At 69.0% G+C, this 19,227-nt stretch carries 15 protein-coding genes; 7 read left to right on the forward strand and 8 right to left on the reverse strand.

The features are described from left to right. The first annotated feature begins 104 nt into the window (after positions 1-104). Positions 105-1,391 (forward strand): M18 family aminopeptidase, encoded by a 1,287-nt coding sequence (locus tag test1122_RS13560; protein WP_232269430.1) that lies wholly within the window; start codon positions 105-107, stop codon positions 1,389-1,391. 197 nt (positions 1,392-1,588) lie between these two features. Here the strand turns inward: test1122_RS13560 and test1122_RS13565 are convergent, their stop codons facing one another. Together test1122_RS13565 and test1122_RS13570 are read right to left on the reverse strand one after the other, a co-directional pair. After that, on the reverse strand, positions 1,589-3,397 hold the full coding sequence (locus test1122_RS13565; RefSeq protein WP_232269431.1) for an NHL domain-containing thioredoxin family protein: 1,809 nt from the start codon (positions 3,395-3,397) through the stop codon (positions 1,589-1,591). Positions 3,398-3,451: 54 nt separating this feature from the next. Further along, positions 3,452-4,231 (reverse strand): carbon-nitrogen family hydrolase, encoded by a 780-nt coding sequence (locus test1122_RS13570; protein WP_232269432.1) that lies wholly within the window; start codon positions 4,229-4,231, stop codon positions 3,452-3,454. Between the two features lie 136 nt (positions 4,232-4,367). Between test1122_RS13570 and test1122_RS13575 the strand changes: the two genes are divergently transcribed. After that, positions 4,368-5,192: a maleylpyruvate isomerase family mycothiol-dependent enzyme gene (locus tag test1122_RS13575; RefSeq protein WP_232269433.1), complete on the forward strand. Its 825-nt coding sequence runs from the start codon at positions 4,368-4,370 to the stop codon at positions 5,190-5,192. Positions 5,193-5,223: 31 nt separating this feature from the next. On the opposite strand, the gene test1122_RS13580 is transcribed toward test1122_RS13575, so the two are convergent. From test1122_RS13580 to test1122_RS13590, 3 genes are all read right to left on the reverse strand, one after another. Beyond that, positions 5,224-6,534 carry an MFS transporter gene (locus tag test1122_RS13580; protein WP_232269434.1) on the reverse strand — a complete coding sequence of 437 codons (1,311 nt, stop codon included), beginning with the start codon at positions 6,532-6,534 and terminating at the stop codon, positions 5,224-5,226. Then, on the reverse strand, positions 6,531-7,205 hold the full coding sequence (locus test1122_RS13585) for a GntR family transcriptional regulator (RefSeq protein ID WP_232269435.1): 675 nt from the start codon (positions 7,203-7,205) through the stop codon (positions 6,531-6,533). The genes test1122_RS13580 and test1122_RS13585 overlap by 4 nt, the downstream gene beginning before the upstream one ends. 118 nt (positions 7,206-7,323) lie before the next feature. Then, on the reverse strand, positions 7,324-9,024 hold the full coding sequence (locus test1122_RS13590; protein ID WP_232269436.1) for a Stk1 family PASTA domain-containing Ser/Thr kinase: 1,701 nt from the start codon (positions 9,022-9,024) through the stop codon (positions 7,324-7,326). 276 nt (positions 9,025-9,300) lie between these two features. On the opposite strand from test1122_RS13590, the gene test1122_RS13595 reads away from it, so the two are divergent. Both test1122_RS13595 and test1122_RS13600 read left to right on the forward strand, forming a co-directional pair. Further along, on the forward strand, positions 9,301-10,947 hold the full coding sequence (locus test1122_RS13595) for a protein kinase domain-containing protein (protein WP_232269437.1): 1,647 nt from the start codon (positions 9,301-9,303) through the stop codon (positions 10,945-10,947). Positions 10,948-11,022: 75 nt separating this feature from the next. Beyond that, positions 11,023-12,060, forward strand: coding sequence for a phosphotransferase (locus test1122_RS13600; RefSeq protein ID WP_422396980.1), 1,038 nt, complete (start codon positions 11,023-11,025; stop codon positions 12,058-12,060). Between the two features lie 284 nt (positions 12,061-12,344). Here the strand turns inward: test1122_RS13600 and test1122_RS13605 are convergent, their stop codons facing one another. Then, a complete protein-coding gene (locus test1122_RS13605) occupies positions 12,345-12,752 on the reverse strand; it encodes a pyridoxamine 5'-phosphate oxidase family protein (protein ID WP_232269439.1) in 408 nt (135 codons plus the stop codon). Further along, positions 12,718-13,338, reverse strand: a complete 621-nt coding sequence (locus test1122_RS13610) for a response regulator (RefSeq protein WP_232269440.1) — start codon at positions 13,336-13,338, stop codon at positions 12,718-12,720. The genes test1122_RS13605 and test1122_RS13610 overlap by 35 nt, the downstream gene beginning before the upstream one ends. A 403-nt stretch (positions 13,339-13,741) precedes the next feature. On the opposite strand from test1122_RS13610, the gene pdhA reads away from it, so the two are divergent. The 3 genes from pdhA to test1122_RS13625 are packed head-to-tail and all read left to right on the forward strand — an operon-like array spanning position 13,742 to position 17,327. Continuing rightward, complete coding sequence (pdhA, locus tag test1122_RS13615) at positions 13,742-14,917, forward strand: pyruvate dehydrogenase (acetyl-transferring) E1 component subunit alpha (protein ID WP_232269441.1); 1,176 nt, start codon at positions 13,742-13,744, stop codon at positions 14,915-14,917. Positions 14,918-14,919: 2 nt separating this feature from the next. Continuing rightward, positions 14,920-15,909, forward strand: a complete 990-nt coding sequence (locus tag test1122_RS13620) for an alpha-ketoacid dehydrogenase subunit beta (RefSeq protein ID WP_232269442.1) — start codon at positions 14,920-14,922, stop codon at positions 15,907-15,909. Between the two features lie 23 nt (positions 15,910-15,932). Further along, on the forward strand, positions 15,933-17,327 hold the full coding sequence (locus tag test1122_RS13625; RefSeq protein ID WP_232269443.1) for a dihydrolipoamide acetyltransferase family protein: 1,395 nt from the start codon (positions 15,933-15,935) through the stop codon (positions 17,325-17,327). An 86-nt stretch (positions 17,328-17,413) separates the two neighbouring features. Here test1122_RS13625 and aspS read toward each other — a convergent pair whose 3' ends face one another. Beyond that, positions 17,414-19,201 (reverse strand): aspartate--tRNA ligase, encoded by a 1,788-nt coding sequence (gene aspS, locus test1122_RS13630; protein WP_232269444.1) that lies wholly within the window; start codon positions 19,199-19,201, stop codon positions 17,414-17,416. Positions 19,202-19,227: the final 26 nt, after the last annotated feature.

A 19,227-nucleotide genomic window follows, 5' to 3' on the forward strand; every position in this document is an offset into this window, starting at 1 on the left:
TCGGGGGGAGCGGGACCTCGCCGTGTCCGTAAGGGCCCCGTACGGGGCGAGAGCAGCCGTCAGCTGGCCGGGGGCCGTCGCTGAGGGTCCGTATCCTGGACGGTATGGCTGCGTTCCCCTCCTTCGACCGGTCCCACACCGACGACCTCCTGGCCTTCCTCGCGGCCTCTCCCACGCCGTATCACGCGGTGACGAGCGCCGCCGAGCGGCTGGAGAAGGCCGGTTTCCGGGAGGTCTCGGAGACCGCCCGGTGGGACGCGTCGACCGGCGGCAAGTATGTGCTGCGCGGTGGCGCGATCATCGCGTGGTACGTGCCGGAGGAAGCGGCAGCGGCCACGCCGTACCGGATCGTCGGGGCGCACACCGACTCACCGAATCTACGGGTGAAGCCGTCCCCCGACACCGGCTCGCACGGCTGGCGGCAGCTCGCCGTGGAGATCTACGGCGGCACCCTGCTCAACACCTGGCTGGACCGGGACCTGGGGCTCGCCGGACGGCTCTCTCTGCGGGACGGGTCCGCCCGGCTGGTGAACATCGACCGGCCGCTGCTGCGCGTACCGCAGCTCGCCATCCATCTTGACCGGCAGGTCAATGAGGGGCTGAAGCTGGACCGGCAGCGCCATATGAATCCCATCTGGGGCATCGGCGACCCGCGGGAGGGCGATCTGATCGCCTTTCTCGCCGAGGAGGCCGGGACCCCGGCCGGGGATGTCATCGGCTGGGATCTGATGACGCACAGCGTCGAACCGCCCGCCTATCTGGGCCGCGACCGGGAGCTGATCGCCGGGCCGCGTCTGGACAACCTGCTGTCCGTGCACGCCGGTACGGCCGCGCTGGCGGAGGTCGCCGGTCAGGACCTCCCGTATATCCCGGTGCTGGCCGCGTTCGACCACGAGGAGAACGGCAGCCAGTCCGATACCGGCGCCGACGGCCCGCTGCTCGGCAATGTGCTGGAACGCTCCGTCTTCGCGCGGGGCGGTTCCTACGAGGACCGGGCGCGAGCGTACGCGGGTACGGTCTGCCTCTCCTCCGATACGGGCCACGCCGTGCACCCCAACTACGCCGACCGTCACGACCCCACCCACCACCCGATGCCGAACGGCGGCCCGATCCTCAAGGTCAACGTCAACCAGCGTTACGCCACCGACGGCACCGGGCGCGGGACCTTCGCCGCTGCCTGCGAGAAGGCCGGGGTGCCATGGCAGAGCTTCGTCTCCAACAACGCGATGCCCTGTGGCACCACGATCGGTCCCATCACGGCGGCCCGGCACGGGATTTCGACCGTTGACATCGGGGTGGCCATTCTGTCGATGCACTCGGCGCGGGAGCTGGCCGGTGCGGATGACCCACATCTGCTGACGAGTGCGCTGACGGCGTTTCTGCGGGGGTGACCGACCGGAGCGATGGGCTCCGGTCCGCCGTTTCCTGTCGATGGGCTGTCAAATGTCCATGACACAACCGTGAAGATCACGTACGAGAGTGGTGCGCAACGGGGGAAACGGGGAGAACGGGGGAGCGGGGGCGGACCGGCAACGGTCCGCCCCTCTTTTTACGTCCAAGAAGCGCTGAGGCGCTGAACCCTGCCCGGTCAGCCCGCGTCCATCCCCGCCAGCACCAGCGGCAGCCTCTTCGCGCCGCTGTCCGTCACCCGTACCGGGACGCCCCAGTCCTGCTGGTGGACATGGCAGGCCGGGTACTCGTTTGACGGATCGTCATCGCAGGACGCGGCCATCGCGGAGACATGCAGCACGCCCTCGGGTATGCCCGGGGCGAGGGTCAGCTCGCGGGACAGTTCTGTGGCCGGGCCCGCGCCTTCGGCCAGCAGTTCCGGTGGGGTGGCGCTGACCAGGAGACGGGTGGAGGGGCCATACCTGGTGTCGAGCTTCTGGCCCGGCGGGGGCTGGAAGATCACGTCCAGCTGGAGGGTGCCGGGTGCCACATCGGTCGCCGCCCGTTGGGTGCGGTGGGCCACCGACTCCACCTGGACCGCCTCCTCGGGGAGGCGAAGGCGGGTGAGGCGGTGGCGGGCGGACTCCACGACGACGATGTCCTGGTCGGCCAGCACCGCGTCGGAGGGCTCCCGCAGATCCGTGGCGAGCGTGGTGACCTCACCGGTCGCCGGGTCGAAGCGGCGCAGGGCGTGGTTGTACGTATCGGAGATCGCCACCGAGCCGTCGGGCAGGGCGGTGACCCCCAGGGGGTGCTGGAGCAGCGCCCGGTCGGCGGCACCATCGCGGTGGCCGAAGTCGAAGAGGCCGGTGCCGACGGCCGTATGGACGACGAGGTCGCCGTCGACCCAGCGCACCGCCGAGGTCTCCGAGTCGGCGATCCACAGCCGGTCCCCGGTGGCGGCGAGCCCGGAGGGCTGGGCGAACCAGGCCTCGGTGGCCGGGCCGTCGACCAGGCCCTCGTTCGTCGTACCAGCCGCGACGGCGACCGTGCCGTCGGCGGGGTCGTAGGTCCACAGCTGGTGGACACCGGCCATCGCGATCCACAGCCGGTCCGCGAACCAGGCCACATCCCAGGGGGAGGAGAGGGCCACCTCCCGGGCGGGCCCGGAGGTGGGCGAGCCCTGCCACCACTGCTGGCCGGTCCCGGCGATCGTACGGACCTCACCGCTGGCCGGGTCGTACGTACGCAGCGCGTGGTTGACGGTGTCCGCGACCACCACGGTCTTGTCCGGCAGCAGAGCGAGCCCCTGCGGTTCGCTGAACTGGGCCTTCTCCGCAGGGCCATCGGTGAGGCCACGCACCCCGGTGCCCACCCGCCGCAGCACCGTCTCCCCGTCCGCCGCCAGCTCCACCAGCGCGTGCCGGGTGGAGTCGGAAACCAGGAAGGTGCCGCCGGGCAGCAGCAGTGCCTTGCCGGGGAAGCGGAGGTCCGTCGCGACCGGCTCCGGGGGTACGTACGGACCGTCCCCGCGCCGCAGGGTGCCCTTGGCGGCGTGCTCGGCTGTCAGCTCCTCCACCAGCGCCGCGATGGCGTGCGCATGCCCCTCACCGGCGTGCTGGGCGACGACATACCCCTCCGGGTCGATCACGACCAGCGTCGGCCAGGCCCGTACGGCGTACTGCTTCCAGGTGGCCAGCGTGGGGTCGTCAAGGACCGGGTGGTGCACCTCATAGCGCTCGACGGCGTCGATGACCGACTGGTGCTCGGCCTCATGCGCGAACTTCGGCGAATGGACGCCGATGATCACCACGGTGTCGCGGTGCTTGTCCTCTAGCTCTCGCAGCTCGTCCAGAACATGCAGACAGTTCACACAGCAGAAGGTCCAGAAGTCCAGGATGACAATGCGTCCTCGCAGGTCAGCGAGGGTGAGATCGGTACCGCCGGTGTTGAGCCAGCCGCCCTCGCCGATCAGCTCGGGGGCCCGGACGCGCGCACGTGAAGCCATGGCCCCAGTCAATCAGGCACCCAGCGGCGGGTGGGCGCCCTGGGGGTGCTCTGCCTACAGCACCCTGTCCTTCAGGGCGGGGAAGTCCTCGCGGACCTTTGCCACCTGCGCCGGATCGAACTCGGCGGTGATCACCTGCTCCGTCGCGTCCGGTGCCTCGGCCAGCATCTCGCCCCAGGGGTCGATGATCGCGCTGCGGCCCGCCTGCGGTACCCCGGCGTGGGTGCCCGCGGTGCCGCAGGCCAGGACATAGCACTGGTTCTCGACCGCCCGGGCCCGGGCCAGCAGCGTCCAGTGCGCGGCGCGCTGGTCGGGCCAGCCCGCCGGGATGACCAGCAGCTGGGACCCCGCGTCGGTCAGTGCCCGGAAGAGCTCCGGGAAGCGCAGGTCGTAGCAGGTGGCCAGGCCCACCGTGAGCGCCGGGAGGCTGACGGTCACCGGTTCATCGCCGGCGGACATCAGGGTCACCTCGCCACGGTCAAAGCCAAAGCGGTGGATCTTCCGGTACGTACGGGCGAGTTCGCCGTCGGGTGAGAAGACCAGCGAGGTGTTGTACAGGGCGCCATCAGGGGCGCGTTCCACAATGGACCCGGCGTGCAGCCATACCCGTGCATCACCTGCCGCCTGAGCCATCACCTCGGCGGTCGGCCCGGTCCGTACCGGCTCAGCTTCCGCCTCGAAGCGGTCGAACGCGAAGGCACCCACGGTCCAAAGCTCAGGCAGCACCACCAGGTCCGCTCCGGACTGATCACGTACGAACGAAGCGGCCCTGTCGCGGCGCGAATTGACCGGCTCATCCGGGTCCACACCGATCTGGATCAGTGAAGCGCGCACCGTACCACCGTCCATGGATTCGAAGGGGTCAAACTGGGCCTACGATCGTCACCCAAAAGCACTGCCGGGGTGCCCGTGCGCAGACTAACTTGAGAGCACCCAGACCGCGAACGATCCGTACGCAATGAGGGGTCACGTGACCGAGCACCCGAGCCTTCAGCCCTACGTTGACGCCTGGACGCACTCCATCGAAGCCATATCCGAGTTGGTGAACCCGCTCGTCGAGGGCGAGTGGAACCGGGCCACAGAGTGCCCGGGATGGTCGGTGCGGGACGTCGTCTCGCACATCATCGGTATCGAGTGCGAGCTTCTGGGCGATCCACGACCGATCCACTCCCTGCCGCGTGATCTTCGCCATGTCGTCGATGAGACCAGCCGCCGGATGGAGGTCCAGGTCGATGTGCGGCGGCACCACACCGGCCCGGAGATGACCAGCGAGCTGGAGTACACCATCATCCGCCGCTCACGGCAGCTGCGGAATGAGAAGCGGGCTCCGTCGGCCAGGATGATGACCCCGCTGGGCATGGAGCTCACCCTTGAACGCCTGCTGCAGCTGCGGGCCTTCGATGTCTGGGCCCATGAGCAGGATCTGCGCCGGGCGCTGGGCACGCCGGGCAACCTTGACTCACCGGGCGCGCTGATCGCCCGCGATGTGCTGGTGGCAGGGTTGCCAAAGGTGGTCGCCAAGAAGGCCTCGGCACCGGCGAATTCCGCGGTGGTCTTCGATGTGAGCGGGCCGGTGGAGTTCATGCGGACGGTCCGGGTCGACCAGGGCGGCACGGCCACGGTCAACGGCAGCCCCTCGCTGGGCCCCGCGGTGACCTTCTCACTGGACTGGGAGACCTATGTCCGGCTGGCCTGCGGCCGGGTACGGCCGGACGCCGTGGCCGACAGGGTGAAGGTCGAGGGCGATACGGCGCTGGCCAAGGCGATTCTGGGCCACTTCGCGGTAACGCCGTAGGGGCTTGCCCCGGGGATCGGGGAAAGGCCCGCTACGCCGGTACGTGGACCGCCTCCACACGGCTGGCGACGATACGTTCCCGTTCCCGGCGGTCCGCGCGCCCGCGCAGCCGCAGAATCTGGCTGACCCCAAGGGCCTGCAGCACAAAGACGCTGGCGAAGGCCACCCGGAAATTGTCCCCGGTGGCATCGAGCAGCACACCAACGGCCAGCAGCGTCGTCATGGACGCGGTGAAGCCGCCCATATTGACGATCCCGGAGGCCGTCCCCTGCCGCTCCGGCGGGTTGGCCGGGCGGGCGAAGTCAAAGCCGACCATGGAGGCCGGGCCGCAGGCGCCCAGTACAGCGCACATCACCACCAGCGCCCACACCGGCGCCTGCCCCGGCCAGGCCAGCACAGCGCCCCAGACGACCGCGGTGGCCGCGACCGTGCCCAGCGCGATGGGGGCCCGCGCGCGATGGTGCCGGGCGATGATCTGGCCGTAGACCAGCCCGATCGCCATATTCGAGAGCACCACCACCGTCAGCAGCGTCCCGGCGTCGGCGAGTGTGAGTCCCTGCGCCTCGACGAGGAAGGGCAGTCCCCACAGCAGCAGAAAGACCATCGCCGGGAACTGGGTGGTGAAGTGCACCCACATGCCGAGCCGGGTGCCCGGCTCCCGCCAGGCGTCGGCGATCTGCCGTCGGACGTACCCCCGCCCGGTGTGAACCGCCTGCCGGGGTCCGAACCCCTCGGGCTGATCCTTCAGGAACACCAGCACAAGGACGAGGATGAGAACGCCGCCCGCCGCGCTGCCGGCGAAGGTCGGTGTCCAGCCATATGTGTGCAGCACGCGGGCCAGCACCAGTGTGGTGACCAGATTTCCCGCCATCCCGATCAGCCCGGCGATCTGCGCGATCAGCGGTCCGCGCTTCGCCGGGAACCAGCGGGCGCCCAGCCGCAGCACACTGATGAAGGTCATCGCGTCACCGCAGCCCAGCAGCGCCCGGCAGGCCAGCGCCATGGCGTAGGAGCTGGACAGCGCGAAGCCGAACTGTCCGAGGGTGAACAGCACGATGCCGAGGGTCAGCACCTTCTTGGTCCCCCATCGGTCGACCAGCAGCCCGACCGGGATCTGCATCCCGGCGTAGACGAGCAGCTGGAGGATGGAGAAGGTGGACAGCGCGGAGGCGTTGATCCCGAAGCGGTCAGCGGCGTTGATCCCCGCCACGCCGAGGCTGGTCCGGTAGGTGATGGCGATGAAGTAGACCGCGACCCCGAGCCCCCACATGGCGATGGCGCGGCGGCCGCCCGGCGGGTCCCCGGGCAGCCGTATGTTCCCCCGTCCGCTGGGTCCGCTCATCGCCCAACGCCGCGCAGCAGCTCATGCACCGAGCTGACATGCCGGTGCACGGCATCGGCCGCGGCCTCGCGGTCCCCGGCCCGGATGGCCTCCAGGATCTCGGTGTGCTCGGCGATGTTCTTGGCGATCCGCTCGGGGTGGGCATGCATCACGGCCACCCCCATACGCAGCTGGCGGTCCCGGAGCTGGTCGTAGAGCCGGGAGAGAATCTCATTCCCGGTGCTCTTGACGATGGCCGCGTGGAAACACCGGTCGGTGACCGCCACGTCCGCCAGCTCCCCGGCTTCGGCCTGGGCCCGCTGCTGCTCCAGCAGCTCCGTCAGCTGCTCGATCAGCGCGGCTGCGGCCGGGGCCGCCGGGGCCGCCGCCGCGTGCCGCGCGGCGTGTTCTTCGACGAGAAGCCGCGTCTCCACGACATCGGCGATCTCCCGCGTGGACACCGGAAGGACGAGCGCGCCCTTCTTGGGGTAGAGCTTGATCAGCCCTTCCACCTCAAGCCGGAGCAGCGCTTCCCGTACGGGCGTCCGGGACACCCCCACGGCCTCGGCCAGCTCGCCCTCGGTGAGCAGCGCCCCGCCCTCAAAGTGCCGCTCCAGCAGGGCCTGCTTGACATATCCGTAGACACGCTCGGCGGCGGGCGGCTGCTTGGCGGGGGCGGCGGGAGAGGTCATGCGCACACCTTAGATACAACAGGTATGCGTATGAAATCGGTTTCCGCCATGCGGACGGCCGGACGGCCGGACGGCCGGACGGTAGGACAGCGGGATGCCGACGCCCGAGGCGAGGTAGTCAGCCCGCCTTGCCGGTGGAAACGACGAGGTTGATCTCGTCGTTCTCCGGGTCAAAGGGCTGATAGGCCTTCGGCGACTGCCTGAGGACGATGTTCTTGCCGTAGATGGCCTCGTCCTCGTAGTCCAGATCCGAGTTGAGCTTCCAGCCCGCCTTGCTGATGCACTCCCGCACCGAGCCGAGGTTCTTGAAGGAGAGGTTCGGCATGGACTTCCGGGGCTCGTCCTTGTCCCGGTCCGCGAAGTAGTCGCGCGCCTCGGTGCAGTCCGTGGCGTCGATGGTCTTGGTCTTGTCCTCGGGCTTGAAGTCGATTACGTCGTCGTCGTCATCGTCGTCATCGTCATTGTTGTTGTTGCTGTTCTGGTTACCGGAAGTGTCCGGAGCGGACGTCGCTGGGGCGTCACCCGCCTGCGGCTCGTCGCCGCCGCCGTCCCCGCCCCGCACCGCGATGATGATGCCCACCGCGATGATCACGACCAGCGCCGTGACCGCGGCACCGATGATCAGCGGCGTGTTCTTGTTGCCGCCACCGCCACCGGGCTGGGTGCCGGCCGCCGGGACCATGTGGTAGGGCGGTGGGGTGGAATAGCCGCTGGCCTGCATGGCGTTGGCGGGCGGGGGCGTGGACGGGCCGTAGCCGTGCAGGTTGCCGTAGGGCGTCGGCCCCTGGTAGCTGCCCTGCTGACCCATGGGCATGGTGCTCGGTGGTGGCGGTGTGCCGGTGGCGTTGACCGGCGGGAAGACCGACTGGGCCAGGCCCGCTCCGCTGTTGGCGGGCGGACCGCCGCTGATGATGAGCGGCGCCGCGCCGGAAGCCGCGCCCGAGCCGCCGAGCCGCTCGCACTCCTGATGCATGGTCTCGGCGGTGGGGAAACGCTCGTTCGGGTTCTTCCGCAGCGACCGTGCGACCAGTGCGTCCACGGCCGGCGGCACCGACTGGTTGATGGAGGACGGCGCGACCGGCTCCTCCTGGACATGCGCGTAGGCGATGGCCAATGGCGAGTCCGCGTCAAAAGGCAGCCGCCCGGTGAGCAGCTCGAAGAGCATGATGCCGACCGTGTAGAGATCGGAGCGGGCGTCCACGCCGCGCCCCAGCGCCTGCTCCGGCGACAGATACTGCGGGGTGCCGACGACCATGCCGGTCTGGGTCATGGACGTCACACCCGACTGCATGGCGCGGGCGATGCCGAAGTCCATGACTTTGACCACACCACGGCGGGTCATCATCACATTGCCCGGTTTGATGTCCCGGTGGACCAGGCCCATCTCATGGCTGGCCTCGAGCGCCGCCAGCACATCACCTGTGATCTTGAGGGCCTTCGCGGTCGGCATCGCGCCGTGCTGGGCTATGTCCTCGTCGAGTACGTTGCGCAGCGGCTTGCCGTCCACGTACTCCATGACGATGTACGGCACGGTGTTGCCGTCGATCTCGTCCTCGCCTGAGTCAAAAACCGAGACGATATTGGTATGTGTCAGCTTGGCGACGGCCTGCGCCTCCCGCCGGAAGCGCTCCCGGAAGGCGGCCTCACGGCCCAGCTCGGTGTGGAGGGTCTTGACCGCGACCTGGCGGTCGAGCACAGAGTCGTAAGCGAGGTGGACGGAAGCCATGCCACCGGCGCCCAGCAGGTCCCGAAGCTGATAGCGGCCGTTGCCGACGGTGCGGCCCTCATAGTTGTCCGGCTGTGCGCCCTCGTCACTCATCTGACTGCTTCCCCCTTGGCGCCGCAGCCCACCCACGGACCAGACTCTGCGCATGTACGGTTGCTATTGATCGGGATACCTGGGCCAAGTCTGCCCCAGGGGTGTGACGAGTCAAGCCGCTTGCCCGTTCCGTGACCCGATGCACGGAACGTACGTGCGCGTACTCCGGGTATAAGGCCGTAACTTGCCAGCCCCAGCAGGGAGCGGGTTGGATAGCTTGCCCATCCCCCCACACGCTCGCCCGCACCCAGCGGGTTCCAACTACGGCGAGGACTGATGGCACAGACGCAATCCGCCGGAGGCCCTCCGGAGCCTGACGAGACGGGCAACGGTGCGTCTAGCGCTCCAGAAATGTGGGGAAATAACGGACTTGTCGGCGATGGCCGGTACCGCCTCACCGGCCGTCTCGGCCGTGGTGGCATGGCCGAGGTCTTCGCCGCCGAGGACGTCCGCCTGGGCCGCACCGTCGCCGTCAAGCTGCTCCGCTCCGACCTCGCCGAGGACCCGGTCTCCAAGGCCCGGTTCACTCGCGAGGCCCAGTCCGTCGCCGGGCTGAACCATCACGCCGTCGTCGCCGTATACGACTCCGGCGAGGACACCATTGACGGCAACACCGTGCCGTACATCGTGATGGAGCTGGTCGAGGGCCGTACGATCCGCGATCTGCTCATCAGCGCCGAGGCCCCGCCGCCGGACCAGGCGCTGATCATCGTCTCCGGAGTGCTGGAAGCGCTGGCCTACAGCCACCAGCACGGCATCGTGCACCGCGACATCAAGCCCGCCAACGTCATCATCACCCACACCGGCGCGGTCAAGGTGATGGACTTCGGCATCGCCCGGGCGCTGCACGGAGCGTCCCAGACCATGACCCAGACCGGCATGGTGATGGGCACACCGCAGTATCTGTCACCCGAGCAGGCGCTCGGCAAGACGGTCGACACCCGTTCCGATCTCTACGCCACCGGGTGTCTGCTCTACGAACTGCTCACCCTGCGCCCCCCCTTCACCGGCGAGACGCCGCTCTCCGTCGTCTATCAGCATGTCCAGGACGACCCGGTGCTGCCGTCGGAGGTCTCCGACGCGGTGCCGCCGGAGCTCGACGGCCTGGTGATGCGCTCCCTCGCCAAGGACCCGGACGACCGCTTCCAGTCCGCCGAGGAGATGCGCGGGCTCGCCCAGTACGCGCTGCGCCAGCTGCAGGAGCAGGGCGGCCACACCGGCGGCCTGTGGAACACCGGTCCGGTGCACGCCGGGGGCACCCCGGCCATGGGCGTGCCCGCGGTCGGCGCCCAGCAGCACGCCCCCAGCGGCGATACCCCGACTCAGCTGGCCCCGCCGATGCTGATGGGCCGGCCGGACCGCGATAACGGAGGGTACGAGGGCGGCCCACGGGGCGGTGGGAAGAGCGGCGGCATAAAGTACGCGTTCGTCGCCTTCTTCGCGGTGCTCGCGGTCGCGGCGGGTGTGTTCTTCGCGATGCAGAACGCCGACACAGGACAGCAGCAGAAGAAGACCCCGGCGGAGAACAGCATCTCGCCCACCGAGGAGAAGACCTCCAAGGACCCAGCCTCGGAGCCGCCCAGCCAGGCCCCGACCGAGGACGCCAACACCACCGGCGAGTGGGGCAATCAGCAACCGACGCCCCCGCCGTTCACCCCCACCGCCCCACCGACCACCGACGACCCGGACCCGACCGAAGAGCCCACCGAAACCGACGACACCGGCACCGACGACGGGGGTACCGGCAGTAGCCCCACCGAGGGCCAGCAGGGCGGTACCAGTGAGGGTGACACCGACGGCAAGAACCCGAGCGGTGGCGACTCGGGCGGCGGCGACGAGGGCGGCACCGATCAAGGCGCCGACCCGGGTGGCGGCGAGGAAGGCGGCACCAACCAGCAGGGCGGAGCCGGCGACAGCGCCTGACGGCGCGTAAGTCGGTTATCACATCGGACGGGTGTGCTGCGATGATCTGGGGGAGGTCTTCCGGCCCCCAGTACGATGCCGCTCGTGCAGCCACCCGGAGCGCTCCGTCAGCGCACCCTCAGCACCCTGTTGCGCCGTTACGGCGCGGGGGAACCGCTGTCCTGTGAACCAGTGGCCCAGGGGCTGCTCAACCGCGGCTACCGGATCTCCACCACCCGGGGCCGGTTCTTTCTGAAGCACCACCTCGACGGCGACCCGGTCACCATCGGCCACCAACACCGTGCCACCGCCCGGCTGGGCGCCGTCGGGGTCCCCGTCGTACCGCCCGTACCCGACCCGGAAGGCCACACCGTCGCCGTCGTCGGCGGCCGCTGCTACGCCCTGCACCCCTGGGTTGAGGGCCGCCACCGGGACGGTGGCCAGCTGACCCGCGCACAGTCCCGTCGGCTCGGCGCCCTCCTCGGACTCGTCCATGTCCGGCTGGAACAGGTGATACTGGCCTCCCCGAACGAGGACGCCGTGCCCTCGCACACCAGCGCCGACCCCGCGCACACCCATCTGCTCATCGATGGGCTGCTGAGCCGGATCCGCGCCCGGCGCTCACCCGACAGCTTCGATGTGCTGGCCGAACACCGGCTGCTGGAGCGCCGCGCGCTGCTTCGTGAGCACGCACACCGCCGTCCGGCCGAGGGCACCGAGCCGGTCGCGGGCTGGGTGCACGGTGACTTCCATCCGTTCAATCTGCTCTACCGCACCGAGGCCCCCTTCGAACCCGTCGCGATCGTCGACTGGGACCGGCTCGGGGTGCAGCCGCGCGCCGAGGAGGCGGTGCGGGCCGCCGCGATCTTCTTCGTACAGCCCGATGGGACGCTGGAGTTGTCCAAGGTGCGCTCCTACGCCCGCGCTTACCGGCGGGCGGCCGGTGCGGATGCCGAGGAACTGGCCGCGGCCGTGCATCGGGTGTGGTGGGAGCGGCTGAATGACTTCTGGATGCTGCGGTGGCGGTATCAGCGGGGGGACCGCCGTGCGGATTCGCAGTTTCCGGCGGCTGCGGCGTTGATTGTCTGGTGGACGCGGGAGTATGGGGTGGTGCGCGACGCGTTCTGCACGTAGCCGGTGGGTGTTCCCCCCCCCCGCCACGTGGCGGGGCTTCGCCCGGCTGCGGGGGTGCCTGGGGTGGGTTTCCCCAATTCCCGCCCCTTCCCGGAAACCGGGGCTTCGCCCCGGGGGCCCCGGGGTCGCCGGGTGCGGGCCGGTGGCCGGGTGTTGTGCCCACCAAGCGTCGCGAGCTCCGCCCCGGGGTGGGCCGGAGCGTCGTGGCTGGGTGGGTGGGGGGTTGCGTAGCAGGGTGGGCCCACGCCCCTCGCGGGGCTGCGAGTGCCCACAACGGGGGCGGGTTAGGTGTGGTGGGGGACGTTTGTTAGGTGGTGGAGTTGGATGAATTGGGGGTCGATGCGGAGGTACGCGGGGTCGAAGGGGGCGCCGTCCGCGGTGCTTGAGAGGGGGCCGAAGCGGGCCAGCTGCGCCGCGTTCGGCGTGATCAGCCGCGCTGTCCCCACGAACTGCACGGACCACACATCGTCCCCACCGTGGCCGACATTGTCCGCCTCGTAGGCGACCACGCTGCCATCACAGGCACGGTGATAGCCGAAGCCCCTGTGGAGCCGGATCAGCACGGCCCCGTCCAGCACCACATGCCGGGCGATCGTGACAAAGGGGAGCGCCTGTCTGCTTGCCCCGACCCTGCCGTACGGAGTACGGGCCAGCAGCTCAATGGCGCGGGCTTCCTCTTCCTCGGTCGGCATGGGTCCACTCTGCCTGAATCCGGGCCACATACGCGGCTGCCTGCGCACGGCGTTCCATGCCGAGCTTGGCGAGCAGGCTGGAGACATAATTCTTGATTGTTTTTTCGGCGAGACGCAGCCGCTCACCGATCGCCCGATTGGTGAGTCCCTCGCCGATCAGATCGAGAATCTTCCGCTCCTGCTCGGTGAGGTGCGCCAGCCGCTCATCGCCCTTCGCGCGGCCCCCGTCCCGCAGCCGCTCCAGCACCCGCTGGGTGGCCACCGGGTCCAGCAGCGACTTCCCGGCCGCCACATCCCGTACGGCCTGCAACAGCTCGGCGCCGCGGATCGCCTTGAGCACATAGCCGGAGGCGCCAGCCATGATCGCGTCGAAGAGGGCCTCGTCATCGGCGAACGAGGTCAGCATCAGGCACTTGATGTCCTCGTCCCCGGAGCGGATCTCCCGGCAGACCTCGACCCCGCTGCCGTCCGGCAGCCTGACATCCAGCACCGCGACATCGGGCCGGGCCGCGGGAATCCGGACCAGGGCGTCGGCGACCGTACCGGCCTCACCGACGACCTCGATATCCGGCTCCACGGCCAGCATCTCGTGTACCCCACGGCGGACTACCTCATGGTCATCCAGCAGGAATACGGTGATTTTCCATCTTCGCGCACACGATCAGTCTCACATACCGCCCCGCCGTTGCTCTTCCCGTGGCCATGCCGCCCGGGTTAACGTGCGCTTGTCCTTCAGGCTTGCAAGGCTGTGACCAGTGACGTTCCCGGCTTTCGCGATTTACTTGGAAATCCAAGGAAAATTGCAGGTCAGCAGTGTTTCGCACACACAAGGTGGAACTAGGTAACGTGCCTTTTGCGGGCCGTCGAACGGGACACCTGTCACGCTCGGTCCGTCCGCGCCGCACCCACCCCGTGCGCCGCAACGGCACCGGGCGAGCCGCACTGGCTCATCCGGAGACCCCGGGGGCCGGACAGACGGAGGAGCACACGTGACCGTGGAAAGCACTGCCGCGCGCAAGCCGCGCCGCAGCAGCGGTGGAAAGCGCGCGACGAAAAAGACCGCGCAAACGGCCGCCGCAGCGCAGCCGGAGCTCGTACAACTGCTGACCCCGGAGGGAGAGCGGGTCGAGCATCCGGAATACGCCATCGACCTGACCCCGGAGGAGCTGCGCGGGCTGTACCGCGACATGGTGCTCACCCGGCGCTTCGACGCCGAGGCCACCGCGCTGCAGCGGCAGGGCGAGCTGGGCCTGTGGGCTTCACTGCTGGGCCAGGAGGCCGCCCAGATCGGCTCGGGCCGGGCGCTGCGCGACGATGACTATGTCTTCCCGACCTACCGCGAGCATGGCGTGGCCTGGTGCCGTGGGGTCGACCCGACCAATCTGCTCGGCATGTTCCGCGGGGTGAACAACGGCGGCTGGGACCCGAACAGCAACAACTTCCACCTCTACACCATCGTGATCGGCTCCCAGGCGCTGCACGCCACCGGCTACGCCATGGGCGTGACCAAGGACGGCGCCGACTCGGCCGTCATCGCCTACTTCGGCGACGGCGCCTCCAGCCAGGGCGATGTGGCCGAGGCCTTCACCTTCTCGGCGGTCTACAACGCCCCGGTGGTCTTCTTCTGCCAGAACAACCAGTGGGCGATCTCCGAGCCCGCCGAGCGCCAGTCCCGGGTGCCGATCTATCAGCGCTCACAGGGCTTCGGCTTCCCCGGAGTCCGGGTGGACGGCAATGACGTCCTCGCTGTCCTCGCCGTGACCAGGGCGGCCCTGGAGCGGGCACGCTCCGGGGAGGGCCCGACCCTGGTGGAGGCCTTCACCTACCGGATGGGCGCCCACACCACCTCCGATGACCCGACGCGCTACCGGCACGACGATGAGCGCGTGGCCTGGGAGGCCAAGGATCCGATCCTGCGGCTGAAGACCTATCTGGAGCGGGAGGGCCTGGCCGACGAGGCCTTCTTCACCGGCCTGGAGACCGAGAGCGAGGAGCTGGGCCAGCATGTGCGGGAGCAGATCCGCACCATGCCCGACCCCGACACCATGGCGATCTTCGAGAATGTCTACGCCGACGGCCATGCGCTTGTCGACGAGGAGCGCGCTCAGTTCGCCGAGTACCTGGCGTCCTTCGCCGACTCCCACGAAGAGGGGAAGGGCAACTGACCATGGCTGCCACGTCCAAGAGCAAGATGCCGATCGCCAAGGCCCTCAATGAGTCGCTGCGCAAGGCGCTGGAGACCGACCCCAAGGTCCTGATCATGGGAGAGGACGTCGGCAAGCTCGGCGGCGTCTTCCGGATCACCGACGGGCTGCAGAAGGACTTCGGCGAGGACCGGGTCATCGACACCCCGCTGGCCGAGTCCGGCATCGTCGGCACCGCCATCGGGCTGGCCCTGCGCGGCTACCGGCCGGTGGTGGAGATCCAGTTCGACGGCTTTGTCTTCCCCGCCTACGACCAGATCGTCACCCAGCTGGCGAAGATGCACGCCCGGGCGCTGGGCAAGATCAAGCTGCCGGTCGTCATCCGTATCCCGTACGCGGGCGGCATCGGCGCGGTCGAGCACCACAGCGAGTCCCCGGAGGCGCTGTTCGCACATGTCGCGGGGCTGAAGTGTGTCTCGCCGTCCAACGCCTCGGACGCCTACTGGATGCTGCAGCAGGCCATCGACAGCGACGACCCGGTGATCTTCTTTGAGCCCAAGCGCCGCTACTGGGACAAGGGCGAGGTCGACACCTCGGCCATCCCGGACCCGCTGCACGAGGCGCGTGTCGCCCAGGCGGGTACGGACCTCACCCTGGCGGCCTACGGGCCCATGGTGAAAACCTGTCTGGAGGTCGCCGCGGCGGCTCAGGAAGAGGGCAAGTCCCTGGAGGTCGTCGATCTGCGCTCGATGTCGCCGATCGACTTCGACACCCTTCAGCGCTCGGTTGAGAAGACCGGCCGCCTGGTGGTCGTGCATGAGGCACCGGTTTTCCTGGGTACCGGCTCGGAGATCGCCGCCCGGATCACCGAACGGTGCTTCTACCACCTGGAGGCGCCGGTGCTCCGCGTCGGTGGCTTCCATGCGCCATATCCGCCCGCCCGGCTGGAGGATGAGTACCTTCCGGGTCTGGACCGCGTGCTTGACGCCGTCGACCGCGCGCTGGCGTACTGAGAGGGCTGAGGAGAGTCGTGACGATGACTGCCACCCAAGAGCGGTTCCGCGAGTTCAAGATGCCCGACGTGGGCGAGGGACTCACCGAGGCCGAGATCCTCAAATGGCACGTACAGCCCGGTGACATGGTGACGGACGGTCAGGTCGTCTGTGAGGTCGAGACGGCGAAGGCCGCCGTCGAGCTGCCGATCCCCTTCAACGGGGCGGTCAGCGAACTGCGCTTCGACGAGGGCACGACGGTCGATGTGGGTACGCCGATCATCGTGGTCGATACGGACCCGAGCGCCGGTGCGCCCGCGGCCGCACCGGAAGCCCCGGCCGAGCCCGAGGCGGCGGCCGAAACGGGGGCGGCGGCCGAGGCCGAGCCGGAGGGCGGCAAGCGTCAGCCGGTGCTGGTCGGTTACGGCGTCTCAGCGGCCTCGACCAAGCGCCGCCCGCGCAAGGGTGGCCCCCCGCAGGCCGCGCAGGCGGCCGTACAGGCCGAGCTCAACGGCACCGCTCCCGCGGCGGCGCCGCCCCGGCCGCTGGCCAAGCCGCCGGTACGTAAGCTCGCCAAGGATCTGGGCGTCGATCTGACCACCGTCACCCCGACCGGGCCGGACGGAATCATCACCCGGGAGGATGTGCAGGCCGCCGCGGCCCCCACGCCGGAGCCCGTGGCAGCCCCCGAGGCCCCGGCCCCGGCACCCTCCGTGGAGCCGCAGTCCCTGGCCGCCATCCGGGAGCGCCGGGTGCCGGTCAAGGGTGTACGCAAGGCCACGGCGGCGGCGATGGTGTCCAGCGCCTTCACCGCGCCGCATGTCACGGAGTTTGTGACGGTCGATGTCACCCGCACCATGAAGCTCGTCCAGAACCTCAAGCAGGATCCGGAGATGGCGGGCCTGCGGGTCAACCCGCTGCTGATGGTCGCCAAGGCGCTGCTGGTGGCCATCCGCCGTAACCCGGATGTCAACGCGTCCTGGGACGAGGAGAACCAGGAGATTGTCTACAAGGACTACGTCAACCTGGGAATCGCGGCGGCCACGCCGCGTGGGCTGATCGTCCCGAACATCAAGGACGCCCAGGCCAAGACCCTGCCGGAACTCTCCCGGTCCCTCAGCGAGTTGATCTCCACGGCCCGGGAGGGCAAGACCTCCCCGGCCGATATGCAGGGCGGCACGGTCACCATCACCAATGTCGGTGTCTTCGGCGTCGACACGGGCACGCCCATTCTGAACCCGGGCGAATCCGCGATTCTCGCCTTCGGCGCGGTCAAGGACCAGCCCTGGGTCCACAAGGGCAAGGTCAAGCCACGCAAGGTCACCACCCTGGCCCTCTCCTTCGACCACCGCCTGGTCGACGGCGAACTCGGCTCCAAGGTCCTGGCCGACACAGCGGCGATCCTGGAACACCCCAAGCGCCTTATGACCTGGACATAGGGAGGCAGCCCTCAGGGCTGTCCCTTGACCCCGGCGGTGCTGCCCAAGGGGGGCGGGGCGCTTTGGCGGCCTCGCCCCCCTTGGGGCTACTTCGTGGGCTTGAAGCGGAGCTGGGGCGAGGGGGCCTTGCTGATGCTGAGGTGGAGTTCCTTCAGGCGGGCGTCGTCGACCTCGCTGGGTGCGCCCATCAGCAGGTCCTGCGCGTTGCCGTTCAGCGGGAACGCGATCGTCTCGCGGATGTTGGGCTCGTCCGCCAGCAGCATGACGATACGGTCCACGCCCGGGGCGATGCCGCCGTGCGGCGGGGCGCCGAACTTGAAGGCGCGGAGCATGCCGCCGAACTCCTGCTCCACGGTCTCCTTGGTGTAACCGGCGATCTCGAAGGCCTTGTACATGATCTCCGGCTCATGGTTACGGATGGCGCCGGAGGAGAGCTCAACGCCGTTGCAGACGATGTCGTACTGCCAGGCGAGGACGTCCAGCGGGTCCTGGGTCTCCAGGGCCTCCAGACCGCCCTGCGGCATCGAGAAGGGGTTGTGGGAGAACTCGATCTTGCCGGTGTCCTCGTCCTTCTCGTACATCGGGAAGTCCACGATCCAGCAGAACCGGAAGACGTTCTCCTCGAAGTGCCCGGCGCGCTTGGCCGCCTCGACCCGGACGGCGCTCATGATCTTGGAGACCTCGTCGAACTCACCGGCGCCGAAGAAGATGGACGTGCCCGGCTTGGCGTTCAGCGTGGTGAGGAGTGCCGAGATGTTCTCATCGGTGAGGAACTTGGCGATCGGGCCGGTCAGCGCGTTGTCGTCACCGACCCGCACCCAGGCCAGGCCCTTGGCACCCTGCTGGATCGCGAAGTCCCCCAGCTGGTCGAAGAACTTCCGCGGCCGGTCCGCGGTGTCCGGCACGGCCATGGCCCGTACATGCTTGTCGGCGAAGGCATTGAAGCCCGACCCCGCGAAGACATCCGAGACATCCACCAGCTCCAGCTGAGCACGCAGGTCCGGCTTGTCGGTGCCGTACTTGACCATCGCCTCGCGGAACGGAATACGGACGAACGGCGAGGTGACCTCGCGGCCGCCGCCGAACTCCTGGAAGAGCTCGGTCATCACCGTCTCGATGACCTGGAAGACATCCTCCTGCTCGACAAAGCTCATCTCGACATCGAGCTGGTAGAACTCGCCCGGTGAGCGGTCGGCGCGGGCGTCCTCGTCACGGAAGCAGGGCGCGATCTGGAAGTAACGGTCAAAGCCCGCGATCATCAGCAGCTGCTTGAACTGCTGGGGGGCCTGCGGAAGCGCGTAGAAGTTGCCCGGGTGCAGCCGGGACGGCACCAGGAAGTCGCGCGCGCCCTCGGGGGAGGTGGCGGACAGAATCGGGGTCGCCATCTCGTTGAAGCCCAGGGTGGTCATCTTCTGCCGGATGGCGGAGATGACGGCCGTACGCAGCAGGATGTTGCGGTGCATCCGCTCGCGGCGCAGATCGAGGAAGCGGTACTCAAGCCGCTTCTCCTCATTGACGCCGTCCTCGGTGTTGATCGTGAAGGGGACCTGGTCGGCGGTGCCCAGCACCTCCACCTCGCTGACCTCGACCTCGATCTCGCCGGTCGGCAGCTCGGGGTTGATGTTGTCGGCGCCCCGGTTGACGACCTTGCCGTCGATCCGGACCACGGTCTCCTTGGTGAGGTGGCTCAGCGCCTCGTTCGCGGCGGTGCCGGGGCGCGCGACCAGCTGGACCAGGCCATAGTGGTCACGGAGATCGATGAAGAGGATGCCGCCCAGGTCGCGCCGATTGTGCAGCCAGCCGCTGAGCCGGACGTCGGCGTCGACGTCGGAAGCGCGAAGCTCGCCGCAGTTGTGGGACCGGTACCGATGCATCATTCATCCAAGTCGTCAGGTCAGGT

Origin of the sequence: Streptomyces gobiensis (genome assembly GCF_021216675.1) — a bacterium.
GTDB classification, from domain to species: Bacteria; Actinomycetota; Actinomycetes; order Streptomycetales; family Streptomycetaceae; genus Streptomyces; species Streptomyces gobiensis.